Here is a 20,075-nt window from a genome sequence, read left to right on the forward strand (position 1 = left end):
ATGTCCTATATAGAGCAAATAGATTTTAGCCGGATACCTCAACATGTGGCAATTATCATGGATGGAAACGGAAGATGGGCCAAACAGCGCGGACATGAGCGCAGTTTCGGACATCAAGCCGGTGCCGAAACTGTTCATGTTATTGCCGAAGAAGCTGCTAGATTGGGGATTAAGTATCTTACATTGTATACCTTCTCTACCGAAAACTGGAACCGTCCGTCGGACGAGGTTGCAGCCTTGATGAGTCTTTTGTTCGATTCTATCGAAGAAGAGACGTTCATGAAGAACAATATCAGCTTCCGCATCATAGGCGACATAAATAAATTGCCGGAAAATGTACAAGAGAGATTGAACGCTTGCGTAGAACATACCTCACACAACACCGGAATGAGTCTGGTACTGGCTCTTAGTTATTCATCCCGTTGGGAACTGACGGAAGCCACACGCCAAATTGCAGAATCGGTACAAAAAGGAGAAATTACTCCGGAAGAAATTACCAGTAAAAATATAGAGACATATCTGACCACCAATTTTATGCCCGACCCGGACTTACTGATCCGTACAGGAGGGGAACTCCGGTTGAGTAATTACTTGCTTTGGCAGTGTGCCTATTCCGAACTTTATTTCTGCGACACATTTTGGCCTGACTTCAGGGAAGAAGAGTTGAGAAAAGCCATCTGCGACTACCAAAAACGGGAACGTCGCTTCGGCAAAACCAGTGAACAAATCTGTTAACTTAAAACTTATAATTATAACATAAATGCATTATCGTATTTCCTTCATATTCGTAACGTTTATCTGCCTGTTCGGGTTTGTATTGACGAGCAGCGCACAAGATACTGACACAGACGAATCTTCAAAACCTGTTATTCTATATTCAGGGACACCGAAAAAATATGAGATAGCCGACATCCAAGTCGAAGGTGTTAAGAATTACGAGGACTATGTACTTATCGGCCTCTCCGGATTATCGGTAGGACAAACCATCTCCGTCCCGGGAGATGAAATTACATCAGCCATCAAACGCTACTGGCGTCACGGGTTGTTTTCAAACGTGAAGATTACGGCCGAGAAAATAGAAGGCAATAAAGTATGGTTGAAAATCAATCTTACGCAACGGCCACGTATCTCTGAGATTCGTTATAACGGTGTGAAAAAGTCGGAACGACAAGACCTTGAAGCAAGACTCGGCCTTGTCAAAGGCAGCCAGATCACCCCGAACCTCGTGGATCGTGCCAAAACTTTGATTAAACGTTACTTCGATGATAAAGGTTTTAAGAATGCAGAAATCATCATTTCGCAGAAAGACGATGTAGCAAACGATAACCAGGTGATTGTTGATGTAAATATCGACAAGAAGGAAAAAGTTAAAGTACACGAGATTACCATCGTTGGAAACAAAGCCATCAAGACTTCTAAACTGAAACGTGTGATGAAGAAGACCAACGAAAAAGGTAAGTTGAAAAACCTGTTCCGAACCAAGAAGTTCATCAACGAAAAATATGAAGAAGACAAACAACTTATCATCGACAAGTATAACGAATTGGGATACCGTGACGCAGTGATCGTCAAAGACAGTGTTTCCCCATTTGATGACAAAACAGTAAACGTTTACATCGAGATAGATGAAGGTGATAAATACTACCTGCGCAATGTCACCTGGGTAGGTAACACGCTCTATCCATCGGAACAGTTGAACTACTTGCTCCGGATGAAAAAGGGAGATGTATACAACCAAAAATTGTTGAACGAACGTCTGTCATCGGATGAAGACGCCATCGGAAATCTTTATTATAACAACGGATACCTGTTCTATAACCTCGATCCGGTTGAAATCAACATTGACGGTGATTCTATCGATCTGGAAATGCGTATCTATGAAGGTCGCCAGGCTACTATCAATAAAATCAAGATCAACGGTAACGACCGTCTGTATGAGAATGTAGTCCGCCGTGAACTTCGTACTCGTCCCGGACAATTATTCAGTCGCGAAGATTTGATGCGTTCCATGCGTGAGATTCAGCAGATGGGGCATTTCGACCCGGAAAACATTACACCGAACATTCAACCCGACCCGATGAACGGAACTGTGGATATCGCATACGACCTTGTATCTAAAGCCAACGACCAGGTCGAATTCTCTGCCGGTTGGGGACAGACAGGTGTAATCGGAAAACTGAGTCTGAAATTTACAAACTTCTCTCTAGCAAACTTATTGCATCCGGGGGATAATTATCGCGGAATTCTGCCTCAAGGTGACGGTCAGACATTGACAATCAGTGGTCAGACCAATGCACGTTACTACCAGTCATATAGTGTGTCATTCTTCGATCCCTGGTTTGGTGGAAAACGGCCGAATTCATTCTCGGTATCCGCATTCTATTCAAGGCAAACGGATATTAGTGACCGTTATTATAACAGTGCCTACATGAATAATTACTATAACAGTATGTACTATGGCGGCTATGGTGCTTATAACTACGGTAATACCAATAGTTATGAAAATTACTACGACCCTGATAAGTCTATCCAGATGTGGGGACTTTCTGTTGGTTGGGGTAAACGTCTGAAATGGCCTGATGACTATTTCACACTTTCCGCAGAGTTGTCTTTCCAACGTTACATTTTGAAAGACTGGCAATATTTCCCTGTTACCAATGGTAAATGCAACAATATCAGCTTGAACTTGACTTTGGCTCGAAGCTCAATAGACAACCCTCTATATCCTCGTCAAGGATCAGAATTCTCTCTGTCAGCACAGATTACGCCACCGTATTCATTGTTTGATGGAAAAGATTATAAGAGTTATTATTATAATCCTGATAACAGTAATGGAATAACTCAGGAAAATAAGAACAAACTATACAACTGGGTTGAGTATCATAAATGGAAATTCAAAGCCAAAACATATACCGCGTTGATGGACTATACAAAAAATCCCAAAGCTTTGGTTCTTATGAGCCGTGTTGAATTTGGTATATTGGGTCATTATAATAAGTATAAAAAGTCTCCGTTTGAAACATTCGATGTTGGTGGTGACGGAATGACCGGCTATTCAAGCTATGCAACCGAAAGTATAGCTTTACGTGGATATGAGAATAGTTCATTAACACCTTATAGGCAAGAGGGATATGCTTACACACGTTTAGGAATTGAATTGAGATATCCGCTTATGCTCGAAACAAGTACTAACATTTATGTGTTAGGATTCTTAGAAGCTGGTAATGCCTGGAACAATATTAAAGACGTCAATCCATTCGACCTCAAACGCTCAGCAGGTGTAGGTGTCCGCATCTTCTTGCCTATGATCGGTATGATGGGTATTGACTGGGCATACGGATTCGACAAAGTATTCAATAGCAAACAATATGGTGGCAGTCACTTCCACTTCGTATTGGGCCAAGAATTTTAATTGTTTAATTTAAAGACTAAACGTTATGAAAAAGTCTGTTCTATTTATCATGATGCTGTTTGCAATAAGCATGACAGCCAGTGCGCAAAAGTTTGCTCTGATTGATATGGAGTATATCCTGAAGAACATTCCTGCTTACGAGCGTGCAACCGAACAGTTAAATCAAACTTCCAAAAAATGGCAAAGTGAAGTAGAAACACTTGCCAAGGAAGCTCAGACTATGTATAAAAACTATCAGTCAGAAACGGTTTTTCTCTCCGAAGAGCAAAAGACTAAAAAGGAAGAAGAGATAGTAGCAAAAGAAAAAGAAGCAGCCGAACTGAAACGCAAATATTTCGGTCCGGAAGGTGAACTTTTCAAAAAGAGAGAGAGTCTGATGAAACCGATACAAGACGAAATCTACAATGCAGTGAAAGAGTTGGCTGAACAAAAAAGCTACTCGGTTATCGTTGACAGAGCATCGGCAACAAGTATCATTTTTGCTTCTCCGCGCATCGATATAAGCAATGAAGTACTCGCAAAGCTGGGATATTCAAATTAATTTCATACATTTGCAGACGATAACTAAAAAGTAATCATTAAAATAAATAATAAAACTATGCTAAAGAAAATTGCACTTTTAATTTTGTTGATACTTCCAATGGGGGTATTTGCGCAAACTCTTAAGTTCGGTCATATGAACGGCCAAGAGGTAGTTATGGCCATGCCGGAATTTACAAAAGCCCAAGCTGACATGCAGGCTTTGCAGAAAAAGTATACCGACGAATTCCAAAGGACTCAGGAAGAATTCAACAAGAAATATCAGGAATTTCAACAAGCAATGGCTAAGGATTCACTGCCACAAAACATTGCGGAAAGAAGACAAAAAGAATTAGCTGACATGGCCCAGAGACAAGAACAATTCCAACAGGAAGCAGAGCAAGGTTTGCAACAAGCAAATCAAGAGGCTATGACTCCGATCTACAAGAAATTGGACGAGGCCATTCAAGCCGTAGGTGCTGCTGAAGGTGTAATTTATATCTTCGACGTTGCACGTACTCCGATTCCATATATTGGTGCCCAAAGCATTGACTTGACTGCAAAAGTGAAAGCTCAACTAGGAATCAAATAAGAGATCGATAAACAAATCATAAAAAGTGAAAGGGGAAATGAAGTTTTAAAGCTTCTTTTCCCCTTTCACTTTTTTCTTTTTCTATCTTTGCCACTCGAAAACAAGACATCGGTCGGGTGAGCCAGCTTACCCCATCGAACTAAAAAACATATCAGAACGCCAGCTATGAAACAGAATCTTCCACTACTCCCCGGACCAATCGGGGTATTCGATTCGGGTTACGGAGGACTGACCATTCTCAGCAAGATCAGAGAAGTCCTCCCTCAATACGACTATATATACTTAGGTGACAATGCGCGGAATCCGTATGGGACGCGATCTTTCGAAATAGTCTATGAGTTCACCTTGCAGGCCGTCAATAAATTGTTTGAAATGGGATGCCACTTGGTGATATTAGCATGTAACACGGCTTCTGCCAAAGCACTCCGTACCATTCAGATAAACGACCTCCCCCACCTCGATCCACAACGACGTGTATTAGGAGTGATTCGACCCACGGTAGAATGCATCGGCAATTTGACTGGTAGCCGCCATGTCGGTGTACTTGCTACGGCCGGTACCATCAAGTCCGAATCTTATCCTCTGGAAATACACAAACTTTTTCCGGATATAACCGTTAGTGGAGAAGCTTGTCCGATGTGGGTGCCTTTGGTGGAATACAATGAGGCAGATAGCCGGGGAGCCGACTATTTTATACAGAAACATATCAATGCATTGCTATGCAAAGACCCGAAAATAGATACCATAGTACTGGGGTGTACCCACTATCCGCTATTGCTTCCAAAAATAAAACAATTCATGCCTGATGGAATAAACATAGTCTCTCAAGGAGAATATGTAGCAAATAGTCTGAAAGATTATTTATATCGTCATCCCGAGATGGATAGCAGATGTACAAAGAAAGGGAAGTGCCATTTTTACACAACCGAAGCAGAAGAAAAGTTCACAGAATCAGCATCTGCCTTTTTAGAAGAGACGATCAGCGTACAGCACATCTCACTGGAGTAATATTTTCCAATCGGACATAAAAAAACACCTTCCCCGTCCTGTTCATAAGCGAGGCGAAGAAGGTTCGATCTACTCTTAAAGACCCATATTGCTAAAGTGGAATAGCACCATCCACGATATAAGATGTACCGTTCGAGTTGATGACAACCGTATAACTATATCCAGGCTTTAATGTTTGAGTTTCAGTTGTTTTTGCTGTAAACGTGCGACCATCCTCCAATTCGACTTTAAATTCAGTTCCTTTCGTAATAGCTTGCGGTAAAAGATTTACAGTACGACTATTCCCATCGACCAACGTAACCCGGTTCAATTCATTCACAGGAGTGATAACACCCGTTCGCAGATCTTGCTTACCTTTGTTTTTTACAGGAGCGATTACTTTGACTTTGCCTTGATAAATACTGCCGTCTTCATTGAGAATTTCAACCTGCAAAGGAGAAGTAACATGCTTGAACTCCAGGCAAACTTGTTGTTGTCCGTTTTTTGCAGTAGCTACCCCAAAAAGATAATCCATCCCTCCTGTCAATTCACGGGTTTCCTCATCAAACTCATCCTCACCTGACAAACGCGGATAATGGGCATAAAAGACAACATCATTCACATCACCATACTCACTCCACGAACGTGTATCCTCTTTAATATTCAATACGGTGAATGTCTCTTCCAGATTCGTACTCATCGAAATAATATCGATGTCCGAACCAAGACCACGGGTCAGGTTTCCTTCGCCAATCACTACACCGGTGAAAGACATGCGCGGTTCATTCGGCTGCTTTGTCTCTTCTTCTTGTTGGCAACTCCATAGGCAACTTAATGCCAGTGTCATAAGAAATACTTTTGTTTTCATTTGTTGGGGTAATTAAAATGTTAATAAATCTGTGAATATGGTACTGTGAATATAAATCGGCAACCACCGGTATATTTGCCATCGATAACCAAACTACCGTTTAGCTTCTGAGCCACTCCCCGGCAAATGGCAAGCCCCAAGCCTGTACCCTGCGAATAACCGTTCAGCTTGACAAAACGGTCAAAGACCTCTTCTTGTTTTTCCACAGGGATACCGATACCGGTGTCTGTAACAGTGAAGCATATGATCCGTTCCTTCTCCAATATTTCGTAAGCCAATGTTATGCTACCTTCTTGCGTAAACTTAGCAGCATTGTGCAATAGATTGACCAACACCTGAACAATACGATCGGGATTGCTTAAAACAGTAAGTTTCCGGCACGGAGACTGGAAACGTAAATCCACTCCTTCCCGGATATCTTTGCGAATACGTTCCATACTTATCATACAACAATCATGAATATCCGTCGATATATCCGATGCAATGCAACTGCCCTTGTCAAGGTCGGATAGTTCGAGTACATCGGTTATCAACCGCAGCAAATTATTGCTGTTCTCTTTAATAATAGTTGCATATACTTTCGCCTCCGGATCATTCTGATACTGGTCGCCTAAAATCTGTGAAAAGCCTACAATCGAATTCAGTGGTGTACGTATCTCATGCGACATGCTTTGTATGAACATTGTTTTCATCTGGCTGGCGGCTTCGGCCGAATTCTTGGCCTTGCGCAATTCCTCTTCGGAATGGAGCAAACGTTTGTTCATTCGGTTTTCCCGATAGAGGAAAATAAAAACGATAATGAGCAGGATAGCCAAAGAAACAATTAAAATCTGTTTGTTGTGCAATTCCTTTCTTTGCGCCTGAAGCATCAGCTCATTTTTCTCCGATCTCAGTCTCTCGACATTGACCAAAGTGGCAAATCCACTGATTGACTTTTCTTCATCCGCTTGTCGGATAGAATCCACCATCTGGATATAACGACCAAAGAATGTGGCAGCCAGGTCATTCCTCCCCATAGCCTGATATACTTCCGCTTTCATTCGTAAATGGTTACTTCGCAAGGCATGTTCATTGAGTTTTAATTCCGCTGCAATCTGCTTATCAGCAGCTTCCAATGCTTTCAGGTATTGCCGGTTCTCTTTGTAATAAAAGTACTCATTCTCATAATACAATTTCTGGTAAGTTTCCAGTTTCCTGTCATTGTTGAGCATCTGTTTGCACTCTTGCAAAGTCTTCCACGCATCATTCACCTTATTAGTTGCCAAATAATAACGCACATAGACCAACTTTGTATAGAAATTGTGCATACTGGCCTTAGCGGTCAATTCCGCTTTCTTCAACATTTCTTGAGCTTTGGTCAATTCTTCATGATCAATGTAGTATTTGGCTACTTCAGCGTAGGTTAACGAGATGTTATAAAAATCGACATGGTAAGTTTCCGTCAGTTCAATGCTCTTCTGATAGTACTCAATGGCCAAATCCTTCAAGTCTTTCATCTCATATATTTGATACAAACTATTATAGCAATAGAGCAATCCCATCTTACTATCTTTTTTCCGTGCATCCTTCAACATTTCTTCAGCCTCATAAAGAGCAAGATTAGCTTTACCGGTCTTTAGATAATGGAGAATCAACCGATTGTTCCATACAAAATAATAATACTTCAACTGGTTCGTTTTAGCCGCAAAGTCTTTTACTATATTTGTATAATGGATTATGCTGTCTTCATTCTCCCCATTGAAATAATAATGGTCCAGCTTGACTGTCAAAGCTACTGCTTGCATCCGGAGATCTTTTTTATCCCCAGACATTTCATATAGCGAATCGGCCATCCTAAGCACACTTTCATTACCTATATTTTCCTGGCAATGCTGAAAATATGAATAAAGCGTACTATCCACATTGTATTCTTTTTCCTCTTGAGCTACAATCATAAAGCAGGAAAGAAGAAAAGAATAAGTCAATAATATTCGTCGTAGAATTGTTAAATACATCTTTTGTATTGATTAACAGTAGGATTATGCTATGCAAATATACGTTTATTTTTCATTTTTTAAATATATAATTGATTATATTATTCAATCAGTTACACTATTTATCCATTTTGCTCACATAACGTTAAATATAGTTTCTTATGCATATGACAACAAACGGGAGTCCCATAAAACCATTTGGATTTACCAAGCTCTTTACCAGGTTGTCACTGAAAAGAAACATTAATTCACTAATACGATCCCTACTTTTTCCTTCCGTAATATGTTTATTAAGAAAAAACTTGTACATTTGTGAAAGTATGAACCTTTTTATACCGTGAAATTATGAAAGAAGAAGATAATAGCCGTTTAGTTGAAGTATTCAACGGATCAAGATGGGAAGCTGAACTGATCAAAGGATTGCTTGAAAGTAATGACATAGAAGCCCTTCTGAAGGATGGACTTATGACAGCAATCGCGCCTTATATCAGTCCGACAGTTTCCGTTATGGTAAAAGAGGAAGACTATGAATCTGCAATGGAAGTTATCAGAAGCCGGAGCAAGGCTGACAACGACTGAATAGAGCAGATTTCATAATGAAGATTCTTCAATGAGGTAATGCGTACAATGAATAAGTACGCTGTTACTTTCTCTGTTCATACCGGATTAATCCCCGGTATGAAGTTAATGTGTATGATTAAATAACTTAAGAAGAGCCTATTAAATTCGTACTTCCAAGTAGATGACATCTGCCACAACAGCAATGGCTACTCAGCGCGATGTATGTTAATACCCAAGGCGATAGGCATTAATATCCAACGCGATAAGTATTAATACCCAATACGATGAATATTAATACCCATTGTGAAGGGTATCAATACCTCTAAAAACAAGGATGAATACGCATGAATACGGCCTATGAGTATCTGAAAATAAAGAAAGGCCGATAACTTTCATTTCGATAAAAAGTTCTATATTTGTGCTTCCAAATCGAAAGCAAAAATGAAACAAGAGTTTACAAGAGTAGCTGTAAAAGTAGGAAGTAATGTACTTACACGCCAAGACGGTACATTAGATGTAACGCGCATGTCTGCCCTCGTTGACCAGATCGCAGAATTGCATAAAGACGGTGTGGAAGTAATCCTGATCTCCTCCGGTGCCGTAGCCTCCGGCAAAAGCGAGATACGCACGACCAAAAAGTTGGATAGCGTAGACCAACGACAACTCTTTTCAGCCGTGGGACAGGCCAAGCTAATCAATCGTTATTATGAACTCTTCCGCGATCACAACATTCCTGTCGGCCAGGTGCTGACCACTAAGGAAAGTTTCGGAACCCGCCGCCACTACCTAAACCAGAAAAACTGCATGACAGTGATGCTGGAAAACGGTGTACTGCCCATTGTCAACGAAAATGATACCATATCCGTCACCGAACTGATGTTTACAGACAACGATGAATTGTCCGGACTGATTGCTTCAATGATGGACGCACAGGCTCTTATCATATTAAGCAACATCGACGGAATATACAACGGTTCCCCCAGCGATCCTTCTTCCTCCGTAATCCGCGAAATAGGACATGGAGAAGATCTGTCGAATTACATTCAAGCCGGGAAATCCTGTTTTGGAAGAGGAGGAATGCTGACAAAGACCAATATTGCCCGTAAGGTGGCAGACGAAGGAATAAGCGTCATAATTGCCAACGGGAAACGGGATAATATATTAGGCGACCTTTTGAAACAGCCTGAAGAAACCGTATGCACCCATTTCGTCCCCACTAAGGCCCCCGTGTCAAGTGTGAAAAAATGGATTGCCCACAGTGAAGGCTTTGCCAAAGGAGAATTGCATATCAATGAACAAGCCACGGAAATCCTGACTTCAGACCATGCAGTCAGCATCCTTCCCGTCGGTATAGTAGGCATAGAAGGAGAATTTGAAAAAGATGATATTGTAAGAATCATCGATTACAAAGGAAACGCCATAGGGGTAGGAAAGGCAAATTGCAATTCGTTACAGGCTCGTGAAGTGATGGGAAAACATGGGAAAAAAGAAATTGTACACTATGACTATCTGTACATAGAATAGCGGAACTCTTTCCATCCATATCACATCTATATAAAAGGTGTTCAATAATCGTTATCAATCTAAAGGACAAACAGGAAAATGATACATCTGAATGAAACTTTCACCGCCGTCCAATCGGCCGGAAGAGAATTAGCCATAATCAGCGATGAACGCATAAATGAAATACTGAATGCAGTAGCCGATGCAGCGATTGCCGAAGCAGCATATATATTATCCGAGAACAAGAAAGACCTGGCAAGAATGTCCCCGGACAATCCGAAGTACGATCGGCTGAAGTTAACGGAAGACCGTTTGAGGAATATTGCCGCTGATACACGCAATGTAGCCACATTACCATCACCACTTGGAAAAGTTCTCAAAGAGTCAACACGTCCCAACGGAATGAAGTTGACCAAGATCAGTGTGCCATTCGGTGTGATCGGAATTATCTATGAGGCACGCCCGAATGTAAGTTTCGATGTGTTCTCACTTTGCTTAAAGAGTGGCAGCGCTTGCATTTTAAAAGGCGGAAGCGACGCCGATTACTCCAATCGAGCCATTGTAAATGTCATACATCAGGTATTAAAGCGTTTCGATATAAACACCCATGTAGCAGAACTGCTTCCTGCAACCCGGGAAGCAACCACCGCCCTGCTCCATGCTAATGGATTTGTAGACCTTATTATTCCGCGAGGCAGTAGCCGGTTGATAAATTTTGTCCGTGAAAATGCGACCATACCTGTAATAGAAACCGGAGCAGGCATTTGCCATACTTATTTCGATGAGTTTGGTGATACGGAAAAAGGTGCGGCAATCATCAACAATGCCAAAACTCGCCGGGTGAGCGTATGCAATGCACTGGATTGCGTCATTATCCATGAAAAACGATTAAATGAATTGCCTTTGCTTTGCCGGAAACTTTCGGAAAGTAAAGTCATCATATTTGCCGATGCTCAAGCATTTCAAGCCTTGAAGGGATGTTATCCTCCGGAGCTTCTGAAGCCTGCCACTCCGGAAAGTTTCGGTACGGAGTTTCTGGATTACAAAATGGCCATAAAAACCGTAAGCAGCTTTGAGGATGCCATAGGCCATATACAGGAATATAGCTCCAAACACAGTGAAAGCATCATCACGGAGAACAAAGACCGGTCGGAGTTGTTCTGTAAACTGGTAGATGCAGCCTGTGTATACAGCAATGTATCTACCGCCTTCACCGATGGTGCCCAATTCGGTTTGGGAGCAGAAATAGGTATCAGCACCCAAAAGCTGCACGCACGCGGCCCGATGGCATTGGAGGAAATCACTTCGTATAAATGGATTATCGAAGGAAACGGTCAAATCAGAGTATAAATGAACAGATACATTACATACCTTTTTATAATTTTCCTTGTTCTTTCCTGCCTGTCATGTCAACTTAACGAAAAGACATCGCAGACGGAAGAATTCGCAGTCCCGGTGATTGACTCACTGGAACAGGAACTTCCTCAACCTGAAAAAGAGACTCCCAAGAAACTGGAACCGGAGGATATTTCGATTATAAAAGAGCTGAAATACGATAAATATACATTAGAAGATATTTATCCTTATAAAGACACCACCCGTAACTTTCAATGGGACAAAATCAAAGAGAGGCTGGCATTGCTTGAGAACATCCAACAAGAATCTCCCCTCCAATGGGGCATCCTGCAGAATTACAAAAACCGCAACGGTGAAGCACCGCTGGTGAAGAAGTATAAACGCGATGCTTATCGTCGAATAGCCGATACGTTGGGCGTGGAACGCTATCAGTCCATTCCGCTTTATATGCTCAACGATACACTTGTTCCCGAACGTTACGGGCAGGATGGCGAACTGGCTCGGATTTTAGACGATGGAGAAAGATTCATGAAAGTTATCCCCATCTTTACGGGAGACGAGTGGTACGTTCCCCGGAAATATATCAAGCTGATTCCCGACACGGTCGTATTTGACAAAGCTATCATGGTGGATCGGAAAAATCAGAATATTACAACTCTGGAACAGGCCGGGCACGGTCAATGGACGGTACGAAGCATGAATCCGGCTACCACCGGACGCCACCTGCCGCCCTATGCCCAAGAGACTCCCCTCGGTATTTTTGTCCTGCAGGAAAAGAAGAGCAAAATGATTTTCCTAAAAGACGGTTCACAGGAGACGGGGGGATTCGCACCTTACGCTAGCCGTTTTTCCGATGGAGGATATATTCACGGAGTACCGACCAACGTTCCGCAAAAGTCACTGATAGAATACAGTCCGTCACTAGGAACCACGCCACGCTCGCACATGTGCGTACGGAATGCGACCTCTCACGCCAAGTTCATCTACGACTGGGCACCTGTAAACGGAACCATTGTTTTTGTTTTGGAATAATAAAATACCTATCTTTGATATTATTATAATGACTTAAAAGCCACAAATATGAAGAATTTTACTTGCGTACAAGACTTGGGCGATTTAAAACCAGCCCTTTCAGAAGCATTCGAGATTAAAAAAGACCGGTTTAAACATGTCGAACTGGGAAAGAACAAAACTTTAATGATGATTTTCTTCAATTCCAGCCTGCGGACACGCCTGAGTACCCAGAAAGCAGCCCTTAACTTGGGTATGAACGTAATGGTTCTCGATATAAATCAAGGAGCATGGAAACTGGAAACAGAACGTGGCGTCATCATGGATGGCGATAAACCGGAACACCTGTTGGAAGCAATCCCGGTAATGGGTTGTTACTGTGACATTATCGGTGTACGTTCTTTCGCCCGTTTTGAAGATCGCGACTATGATTATAAGGAAGTAATTATCAATCAGTTCATTCAACATTCCGGCCGTCCGGTATTTTCAATGGAAGCAGCCACACGGCATCCTCTACAAAGCTTTGCCGACCTGATTACCATTGAAGAATTTAAGAAAACAGATCGTCCGAAAGTCGTTATGACTTGGGCACCCCATCCTCGCGCATTGCCTCAGGCTGTCCCCAATTCCTTTGCCGAATGGATGAATGCCACCGATTATGACTTCGTCATCACGCACCCCGAAGGCTACGAACTTGACCCGATGTTTGTAGGGCATGCCCAAGTGGAGTATGACCAAATGAAGGCATTCGAAGACGCTGACTTCATATATGCAAAGAACTGGGCTGCCTACACAGGGGATAACTACGGAAAGATATTAAGCACCGACCGGGCATGGACGGTAAGCGACCGTCAAATGGCGGTAACCAATAATGCATACTTCATGCACTGTCTGCCGGTACGTAGAAATATGATTGTTACGGATGAAGTAATCGAGAGTTCCCAATCAATTGTTATCCCGGAAGCTGCCAATCGTGAAATTTCAGCTACAGTGGTATTAAAAAGACTGCTGGAGGGGTTGAAATAGCATAATAGCAGCTAACGAAAACAGCAAAAAAGCCATGATATCTCTTGCGGTCATTTCTGGTGTATTCTAGATTGAAGACATTTCTCCATATGCGATATTTGGTATGTCAGAAGTTGATGAAAAGAAAGAAATTAATGGACAATCATCCATATGCACCGATCACCCGGAATTGTGAATATATCACACTTTCAAAAGACACTTTGCTGATCACCGATGAAGCAATTCTTGGTCACCGATGAAGGAGTCTTTGATCACCGAGGAAGAGCCCGTTAGTCACCGATGAACGGGGCCTTGATCACCGAGGAAGAACAGGGGTAAAAACAGCTATGAATATCAAGCGATTAGCCTTACCGTTTTTCTGTATGACTATTAGGATATCCCCGAAAAGCAAATTAGAGATCGGCAACTTTAGCCGACTCTTTAGCATGTCACCCAACAATCAGGCCATGCTTTATCGGTACTAAATATTAACAGGAAAGAAACGGGGAAGCATAAATAAAAAACGCGAATTACATAAAACTCCTATTCCCCTTATTCTTGAGTTTTATGTAATTCGCGTTCTTATCATTTCTTTGGCAGTTGCACGATAGCAACAAAATAAATGCGGATTGATCGCGGATGAATGCATCCACTTCTTCAAATGTGCCGAACTTAACCTCTAACCGTTACCTTGCCCATCTCATCGTTTCACCGTTCTACCTCTTTACCGGCTTCTTGCCAAGCTGTAATGCCTTTGTCAAGATTGTAAACTTTATACCCCCGTCGAGTCAGAATCTCAGCAGCTTTCTTACTCCGTTTTCCTGTACGACAATAAACAGCAACCGGTTTGTCTTTCTGCAAAGTAGAATCGGCCACGGCAGCAAATGAATCATCCAGTACATTGATATTCACCGTACCGGGAATATGTCCTTCGGAATATTCAGCCAGCGTACGAACATCGACCCGTTGCACCTCGGAATCTTTAATAAGAGATTCAAAGTCGTCTACCGGCAATGTTTTGAAATCACCTTTCTGCTGTTGACAAGAGAAAAGTGTGGAAAGAAATAGGAAAAAACCTGCAAAAAGAGAACCGATCTTCATCATATTATTCTTTTTCATTATTATACTTTTTAGCGGGCAGCCAAATAATTTGTCAACGGGTTAGCATACATCAGTAACATCTTTTCCCGCAAAAAAGGCACGTCTTTATTGGGGATGTCTATCTTGGACAACTGCCTATCAATATATGCCTCGAAATGCTCTTTCTCTTCCATCGTGTAATGGCTGCCAAACTCCCTTGTACACGTCAGCAAATCATGTGCCACATAATTACCCGGATACATGCGGTAATTACTATGTATGGACTTATCGATCAGTGTAGATATAGAGGCAAATAATTCTTGCCGGGACACAGAACGATCCATTGTTCCAAGAGCTTCGTTAATGCATGGAGCAACCTGAAAATGAACTCTCCCTTTATAGCCGAATAGCCCGATCTGCATATTTTTCAGATCGTCGGCAGTCGTTTTCTTATAATCCTCGATGTCTCTTTTCAGTTGGAACTCCTGCGCTTTGAGGTAATCGCAAGGGTCGTATTCATACGAAATGGCCAACGGAGCAATGTTCATTTCCGTCAAGCTATCCAACGGAGTACCTTCCCCTCCCATAGCCAGCATCTTAAGTACACTATCCTGCGTGCGGTCATTCGAGTCCTTGGCGCGCCCCTCCCGCTGTGCAATCCATATGGACTGGTTCTTATCCTTTATCGTATAATGCATATAGCGGGACATACGAGCCGATGATTCCAGTTTCTGACGCATGGAAAGCGCACGTTGCACGATAAAGGACTTATTGACGCGGACAAATTTCTTTATCCACGGATAAATAAGGAGATTATCACCGATAGCAATTTCTACCGTATCCATTCCTTGATCGACAAGCAGAATAGAAAGAAAGCCCGAATCCAGGATTATATCCCGGTGATTGGAGATGTATGTATAAGCTTTTTCCTTGTCCGGGAGTGCCGTATGATCCAAAGTCAGGCCATCCGTACATTTTCCAGCCAGTTTCCATAAAGCCCCATAACATAATGCCTTCTGAAACTCCAGTTTTGTCTTAGAGGCACGCATCGTTTGTGCCAATAACTCGAAGGGAACATCCGGCATTGCAATATGCGCAGCCTCCTGAAATGCCGGATCGGCAATCAATTCCTCATAAACCTGAGGTAGCTCCTCATCATTATAAGGGCGGATTTCATCGAATTCTGTTGTATCCATAATCATTAAAGTTAAGAGTAAAATAGTATATAACGAAAAGCGCTTACCACTTCTCTAAGTAAATTTATTCTCTATTATATCTGTCATCACATCCTTGATATCCAATCCCGCAGCGCGCACTTGCTGAGGGATGAAGCTGGTAGAGGTCATACCCGGAGTAGTATTGACTTCCAGCAGATTGATCTTATCACCGGAAGTGATAATATAGTCCACACGAATGATGCCCGAGCAGCCCAAAATGTCATAAATAGCAGAAGTCAATGTCTGCACACGGCGAGTCAGGTCTTCGGAAATGCGGGCAGGAGTTATCTCGTCCACCTGACCGTTATATTTTGCATCATAATCAAAAAACTCATTATCCGTAACCACTTCGGTGATAGGGAACACTACCGATTTCTCTTTTGTTTTGTAGCATCCGCAAGTAATTTCCGTACCTTCCATAAAAGCCTCCACAAGCACTTCCTGTGCTTCACTAAAAGCCTTCGTGATGGCAGGCTGAATCTGTTCGCGGGCCTTCACCTTTGTCACCCCGAAACTCGATCCGCCCAAGCTCGGCTTGATAAAACACGGCAAACCGATCTTATCTAAAACATCTTCATCGGAAACGGACTGTCCCTGCCGAAGCAACAAAGACTCGGCAATGCGTACACCAAACGCCTTGAGGTACTGATTGCAGGTAAACTTATCATAAGTCATGGCAGCCGCCAGCACTCCGCAACAAGAATAAGGAATGCGCAACATATCGAGATAGCCTTGAAGACGACCATCTTCGCCCGGAGTGCCATGAATCGTAATATAAACAAAGTCAAACTTAACCTTCTCCGTGCCATTCATGAAACTAAAGTCATTACGGTCAACCGGTGTTTTCAACCCGTCCGGCAATTGGACCTCCCATCGAAGTCCTTCCATTTCGACTATATACAAGTCATACTTTTCCTTATCTATAAAGGAATACACTCCCTGCGCGCTACGCAGAGATACATAAAATTCGGAGGTATCGCCTCCCGCTACGATCGCAATTGTGCGTTTCATTCTATTTCTCTATTACTGATATAGCCTCTCCACTTCTCGATAAGCTGAGTCATGTCATCGGGCATTTCCGAGGTAAAATACATTTCTTCTCCCGTAACAGGATGTACAAACCCCAGCGTCATGGCGTGTAAAGCCTGCCGCGGACAAGTGGCAAAGCAGTTATTTACAAATTGTTTGTATTTACTAAAATGAGTTCCTTTCAGGATTTCGTGTCCACCATAACGTTCGTCATTAAACAGAACATGACCGATATGCTTCATGTGTACACGTATCTGGTGCGTACGCCCGGTTTCAAGAATGCATTCCACGAGAGTGACATACCCCAGACGTTCGAGTACCCGGTAATGGGTGACAGCATGTTTGCCCATCGTCGGATCGGACATCACAGCCATCTGCATCCTGTCTTTCGGGTTACGGGCTATGCTACCGACAATCGTTCCTTCATCCTGTTCCACAATCCCCCATACCAACGCACGATATCTGCGTTTGGTCGTTTTATTAAAGAACTGCATTCCGAGATTAGTCTTCGCATCGGGCGTCTTAGCTATCACCAAAAGGCCGGAAGTATCTTTATCGATTCGGTGTACCAAACCGACATGCGGGTCATTAGCATCGTAATCGGGATTATCTTTCATGTGCCAGGCTATGGCATTGACAAGCGTACCATGGTAGTTTCCATGTCCGGGATGTACAACGAGTCCGGGTGGTTTATTCACTACCATCAGAAACTTGTCTTCATAGACAATATCAAGAGGAATATCTTCGGGAATAACTTCATTTTCATAGCGCGGACGATCCATCATCACCGTGATAACATCGAGCGGTTTCACTTTGTAGCTGCTCTTCACCGGCTTACCGTTGGCCATGACAAAACCACCTTCCGCTGCTTTCTGAATGCGGTTACGCGATGCATTCACAATACGTTCGAACAGATATTTGTCCACCCTCACCATCGCCTGGCCTTTATCAACTACCACGCGAAAATGCTCGTACAATTGAGCCTCCGCCTCCTCACCGACAGGTTCTATATCATCTATATCATCATTCCCAATGTCGTCGGGCAATTCCTCAATCATATAGTATCTTCCCTTCTTTATTAAACAGACTAATTATTTAAAACCAAGAATCATCGGCCGATGATTCCGTCCCGGTTTCGGCAGCCCCTTCAACAACGTCAATAGAATCACCATCCAGCTCCGCTTCACGTTCACCGTTGCCAATCACCAACGTCAATGTTGCTCCAACCGGGGCTTTATCTCCTGCAAGCAAATGACGGTTGTTATATTTCACGCCATACACCCAGTCCTTCTCTCCGGCAATCACTTCATTCTCGGTCAGCTTAAAGCCGGCAGCCAATATCTTCGCTTCCGCTTGACGCGCGGAACTGTTATCGGCAACATCCGGAACAGGACGCAAAGGTACATTTATGGTATTTATCGTGAGGTAGACAGTTCTCCCCTCTTTTACTTTCTGACCGGCAGCAGGACTTAGTTCCAAAACACTTCCCGCCGGCTTATTTTTTACGTAATTAGAATCTGATACCACACATACCAAGCCATGATTACGAAACATCATCTCAGCCTCCCCTACCGTCATGCCTTTCACATCGGGGACAACGACCGCTTCGCCATGGCGCGTGTAGACATCCAGCCATTTCAAAACGCCAAACAGCAACACAATGACCACTATCACCATACCGATCATGTTCAGCCAAAAATATCTACTGGCTTTGAATGAAAAAAAATCCTTTAACGTCATAAACCTTAGTTAGCTGTTAATCCGGGGTCAAAGATACAATATTAAGTACAGAGTAACAAAAAAAAGCAAAGGGATCACCTTTGCTTTTCTCATTTCTTTAATCACGATAGTAGACTTATGCCTTTACTCCGTTGTATTCGTCAGAAACGGTTAATTTCTTACGTCCCTTGGCACGGCGAGAAGCCAATACTCTGCGACCATTAGCTGATGCCATTCTCTCACGGAAACCGTGTTTGTTTTTTCTCTTTCTGTTAGAGGGTTGAAATGTTCTCTTCATTATTGTATCTTGTTTTATTGTTATTATTCCACGTAATCGGGCTGCAAAAATAGATACTTTTTTTAAATAAACCAAGAGATAACTCATTTTTAGTCAAAAGATTTTGTGTTTTTTGCTGATTTAGATTACTTTTGCAGCCGGAAATCTCAGAATTTACTCAATAACATTAAAATAATAAAGTATATCAAGTTATGATTAACGCTCAAGACATCAAGAACGGAACCTGCATCCGTATGGACGGAAAACTGTATTTCTGTGTCGAATTTCTTCATGTAAAACCAGGAAAAGGTAACACTTTCATGCGTACAAAACTTAAAGATGTAGTAAGTGGCTATGTCCTCGAACGCCGTTTCAACATCGGTGAAAAACTGGAAGATGTGCGTGTAGAACGTCGTCCTTACCAATTTCTGTATAAAGAAGGAGAAGACTACATCTTCATGAATCAAGAAACTTTCGACCAGCATCCGATAGCACACGACCTTATCAATGGCGTTGACTTCTTGCTCGAAGGTGCTGTTCTTGAAGTAGTATCCGATGCTTCTACCGAAACTGTACTTTATGCCGATATGCCTGTAAAAGTACAAATGAAAGTTACTTATACCGAACCGGGCATGAAAGGCGATACGGCAACCAATACATTGAAACCTGCAACAGTGGAATCGGGTGCTACGGTACGTGTTCCTTTGTTTATCAATGAAGGTGAAACCATTGAAATCGACACACGCGACGGTTCTTACGTAGGACGTGTAAAAGCATAACATCTCGATTATTATAAGTCTCAAAAGGCTGGTATCTATCCGTAGATATCGGCCTTTTTCTTTTATATCCCTATGCCGGAAACAGAAATGCAAGACCGATTAAAATCACAAATTCTTTCTTCTCCTATCTTTTTTATGTACATTTGCTCCATCGATATATTTAAAGTTTCAATTATATAAGTAATAT

At 42.4% G+C, this 20,075-nt stretch carries 20 protein-coding genes; 12 read left to right on the top strand and 8 right to left on the bottom strand.

From position 1 onward, the window contains the following. The 5 genes from H8744_RS03180 to murI all read left to right on the top strand — a co-directional run bounded on the left by H8744_RS03180 (position 1) and on the right by murI (position 5,531). Entirely contained in the window at positions 1-735 is a 735-nt protein-coding gene (locus tag H8744_RS03180; RefSeq protein WP_262433468.1) for an isoprenyl transferase, read from the top strand. Between the two features lie 25 nt (positions 736-760). Further along, the gene (locus H8744_RS03185; RefSeq protein WP_262433469.1) at positions 761-3,412 is read left to right on the top strand and encodes a BamA/OMP85 family outer membrane protein; all 2,652 of its coding nucleotides are present in this window, start codon (positions 761-763) and stop codon (positions 3,410-3,412) included. Between the two features lie 25 nt (positions 3,413-3,437). Then, complete coding sequence (locus H8744_RS03190) at positions 3,438-3,953, top strand: OmpH/Skp family outer membrane protein (RefSeq protein WP_262433470.1); 516 nt, start codon at positions 3,438-3,440, stop codon at positions 3,951-3,953. A gap of 57 nt (positions 3,954-4,010) precedes the next feature. Further along, positions 4,011-4,523, top strand: a complete 513-nt coding sequence (locus tag H8744_RS03195; protein WP_262433471.1) for an OmpH family outer membrane protein — start codon at positions 4,011-4,013, stop codon at positions 4,521-4,523. A 165-nt stretch (positions 4,524-4,688) separates the two neighbouring features. Continuing rightward, positions 4,689-5,531, top strand: a complete 843-nt coding sequence (murI, locus tag H8744_RS03200; protein WP_262433472.1) for a glutamate racemase — start codon at positions 4,689-4,691, stop codon at positions 5,529-5,531. A gap of 91 nt (positions 5,532-5,622) precedes the next feature. Here murI and H8744_RS03205 read toward each other — a convergent pair whose 3' ends face one another. Together H8744_RS03205 and H8744_RS03210 are read right to left on the bottom strand one after the other, a co-directional pair. Further along, a complete protein-coding gene (locus tag H8744_RS03205) occupies positions 5,623-6,378 on the bottom strand; it encodes a fimbrillin family protein (RefSeq protein ID WP_262433473.1) in 756 nt (251 codons plus the stop codon). Between the two features lie 20 nt (positions 6,379-6,398). Continuing rightward, positions 6,399-8,372, bottom strand: a complete 1,974-nt coding sequence (locus tag H8744_RS03210; RefSeq protein WP_262433474.1) for a tetratricopeptide repeat-containing sensor histidine kinase — start codon at positions 8,370-8,372, stop codon at positions 6,399-6,401. 324 nt (positions 8,373-8,696) lie between these two features. Between H8744_RS03210 and H8744_RS03215 the strand changes: the two genes are divergently transcribed. From H8744_RS03215 to H8744_RS03240, 6 genes are all read left to right on the top strand, one after another. Then, positions 8,697-8,930 carry a DUF2007-related protein gene (locus tag H8744_RS03215; RefSeq protein ID WP_262433475.1) on the top strand — a complete coding sequence of 78 codons (234 nt, stop codon included), beginning with the start codon at positions 8,697-8,699 and terminating at the stop codon, positions 8,928-8,930. A 423-nt stretch (positions 8,931-9,353) separates the two neighbouring features. Beyond that, positions 9,354-10,436 carry a glutamate 5-kinase gene (gene proB / locus H8744_RS03220; RefSeq protein WP_262433476.1) on the top strand — a complete coding sequence of 361 codons (1,083 nt, stop codon included), beginning with the start codon at positions 9,354-9,356 and terminating at the stop codon, positions 10,434-10,436. Positions 10,437-10,514: 78 nt separating this feature from the next. Beyond that, positions 10,515-11,765 carry a glutamate-5-semialdehyde dehydrogenase gene (locus tag H8744_RS03225; protein WP_262433477.1) on the top strand — a complete coding sequence of 417 codons (1,251 nt, stop codon included), beginning with the start codon at positions 10,515-10,517 and terminating at the stop codon, positions 11,763-11,765. Continuing rightward, positions 11,766-12,803, top strand: a complete 1,038-nt coding sequence (locus H8744_RS03230) for a L,D-transpeptidase (protein ID WP_262433478.1) — start codon at positions 11,766-11,768, stop codon at positions 12,801-12,803. It abuts the gene before it with no gap. Between the two features lie 48 nt (positions 12,804-12,851). After that, complete coding sequence (locus H8744_RS03235) at positions 12,852-13,808, top strand: Rossmann-fold NAD(P)-binding domain-containing protein (protein WP_262433479.1); 957 nt, start codon at positions 12,852-12,854, stop codon at positions 13,806-13,808. 116 nt (positions 13,809-13,924) lie between these two features. After that, positions 13,925-14,047, top strand: coding sequence for a hypothetical protein (locus H8744_RS03240; protein ID WP_262433480.1), 123 nt, complete (start codon positions 13,925-13,927; stop codon positions 14,045-14,047). A gap of 448 nt (positions 14,048-14,495) precedes the next feature. Here H8744_RS03240 and H8744_RS03245 read toward each other — a convergent pair whose 3' ends face one another. The 6 genes from H8744_RS03245 to rpmH all read right to left on the bottom strand — a co-directional run bounded on the left by H8744_RS03245 (position 14,496) and on the right by rpmH (position 19,130). Then, positions 14,496-14,891, bottom strand: a complete 396-nt coding sequence (locus H8744_RS03245; RefSeq protein WP_305067429.1) for a rhodanese-like domain-containing protein — start codon at positions 14,889-14,891, stop codon at positions 14,496-14,498. Between the two features lie 26 nt (positions 14,892-14,917). Next, a complete protein-coding gene (locus H8744_RS03250) occupies positions 14,918-16,063 on the bottom strand; it encodes a 1-acyl-sn-glycerol-3-phosphate acyltransferase (RefSeq protein WP_262433482.1) in 1,146 nt (381 codons plus the stop codon). Between the two features lie 54 nt (positions 16,064-16,117). After that, positions 16,118-17,095: a D-alanine--D-alanine ligase gene (locus tag H8744_RS03255; protein WP_262433483.1), complete on the bottom strand. Its 978-nt coding sequence runs from the start codon at positions 17,093-17,095 to the stop codon at positions 16,118-16,120. Further along, the gene (locus tag H8744_RS03260) at positions 17,092-18,171 is read right to left on the bottom strand and encodes an RluA family pseudouridine synthase (RefSeq protein ID WP_262433484.1); all 1,080 of its coding nucleotides are present in this window, start codon (positions 18,169-18,171) and stop codon (positions 17,092-17,094) included. Before H8744_RS03260 ends, H8744_RS03255 begins: the two co-directional genes overlap by 4 nt. Before the next feature lie 37 nt (positions 18,172-18,208). After that, complete coding sequence (locus tag H8744_RS03265; RefSeq protein ID WP_262433485.1) at positions 18,209-18,853, bottom strand: PASTA domain-containing protein; 645 nt, start codon at positions 18,851-18,853, stop codon at positions 18,209-18,211. Positions 18,854-18,968: 115 nt separating this feature from the next. Continuing rightward, positions 18,969-19,130, bottom strand: coding sequence for a 50S ribosomal protein L34 (rpmH, locus tag H8744_RS03270; protein ID WP_146266617.1), 162 nt, complete (start codon positions 19,128-19,130; stop codon positions 18,969-18,971). 191 nt (positions 19,131-19,321) lie between these two features. Between rpmH and efp the strand changes: the two genes are divergently transcribed. Next, positions 19,322-19,888, top strand: coding sequence for an elongation factor P (efp, locus tag H8744_RS03275; protein WP_262433486.1), 567 nt, complete (start codon positions 19,322-19,324; stop codon positions 19,886-19,888). The last annotated feature ends 187 nt before the right edge of the window (positions 19,889-20,075 follow it).

This window comes from Jilunia laotingensis (assembly GCF_014385165.1).
GTDB classification, from domain to species: Bacteria; Bacteroidota; Bacteroidia; order Bacteroidales; family Bacteroidaceae; genus Bacteroides; species Bacteroides laotingensis.

Bases quoted from the DNA above. Each gene is read 5' to 3' on its own strand.
- H8744_RS03255 (WP_262433483.1), bottom strand. From the start codon at position 17,095: ATGAAACGCACAATTGCGATCGTAGCGGGAGGCGATACCTCCGAATTT.
- H8744_RS03250 (WP_262433482.1), bottom strand. From the start codon at position 16,063: ATGGATACAACAGAATTCGATGAAATCCGCCCTTATAATGATGAGGAG.
- H8744_RS03190 (WP_262433470.1), top strand. From the start codon at position 3,438: ATGAAAAAGTCTGTTCTATTTATCATGATGCTGTTTGCAATAAGCATG.
- H8744_RS03210 (WP_262433474.1), bottom strand. From the start codon at position 8,372: ATGTATTTAACAATTCTACGACGAATATTATTGACTTATTCTTTTCTT.
- efp (WP_262433486.1), top strand. From the start codon at position 19,322: ATGATTAACGCTCAAGACATCAAGAACGGAACCTGCATCCGTATGGAC.
- H8744_RS03240 (WP_262433480.1), top strand. From the start codon at position 13,925: ATGAAAAGAAAGAAATTAATGGACAATCATCCATATGCACCGATCACC.
- H8744_RS03265 (WP_262433485.1), bottom strand. From the start codon at position 18,853: ATGACGTTAAAGGATTTTTTTTCATTCAAAGCCAGTAGATATTTTTGG.
- H8744_RS03235 (WP_262433479.1), top strand. From the start codon at position 12,852: ATGAAGAATTTTACTTGCGTACAAGACTTGGGCGATTTAAAACCAGCC.
- H8744_RS03180 (WP_262433468.1), top strand. From the start codon at position 1: ATGTCCTATATAGAGCAAATAGATTTTAGCCGGATACCTCAACATGTG.
- H8744_RS03215 (WP_262433475.1), top strand. From the start codon at position 8,697: ATGAAAGAAGAAGATAATAGCCGTTTAGTTGAAGTATTCAACGGATCA.
- H8744_RS03205 (WP_262433473.1), bottom strand. From the start codon at position 6,378: ATGAAAACAAAAGTATTTCTTATGACACTGGCATTAAGTTGCCTATGG.
- H8744_RS03245 (WP_305067429.1), bottom strand. From the start codon at position 14,891: ATGATGAAGATCGGTTCTCTTTTTGCAGGTTTTTTCCTATTTCTTTCC.
- proB (WP_262433476.1), top strand. From the start codon at position 9,354: ATGAAACAAGAGTTTACAAGAGTAGCTGTAAAAGTAGGAAGTAATGTA.
- H8744_RS03195 (WP_262433471.1), top strand. From the start codon at position 4,011: ATGCTAAAGAAAATTGCACTTTTAATTTTGTTGATACTTCCAATGGGG.
- murI (WP_262433472.1), top strand. From the start codon at position 4,689: ATGAAACAGAATCTTCCACTACTCCCCGGACCAATCGGGGTATTCGAT.
- H8744_RS03225 (WP_262433477.1), top strand. From the start codon at position 10,515: ATGATACATCTGAATGAAACTTTCACCGCCGTCCAATCGGCCGGAAGA.
- H8744_RS03260 (WP_262433484.1), bottom strand. From the start codon at position 18,171: ATGATTGAGGAATTGCCCGACGACATTGGGAATGATGATATAGATGAT.
- H8744_RS03185 (WP_262433469.1), top strand. From the start codon at position 761: ATGCATTATCGTATTTCCTTCATATTCGTAACGTTTATCTGCCTGTTC.
- H8744_RS03230 (WP_262433478.1), top strand. From the start codon at position 11,766: ATGAACAGATACATTACATACCTTTTTATAATTTTCCTTGTTCTTTCC.
- rpmH (WP_146266617.1), bottom strand. From the start codon at position 19,130: ATGAAGAGAACATTTCAACCCTCTAACAGAAAGAGAAAAAACAAACAC.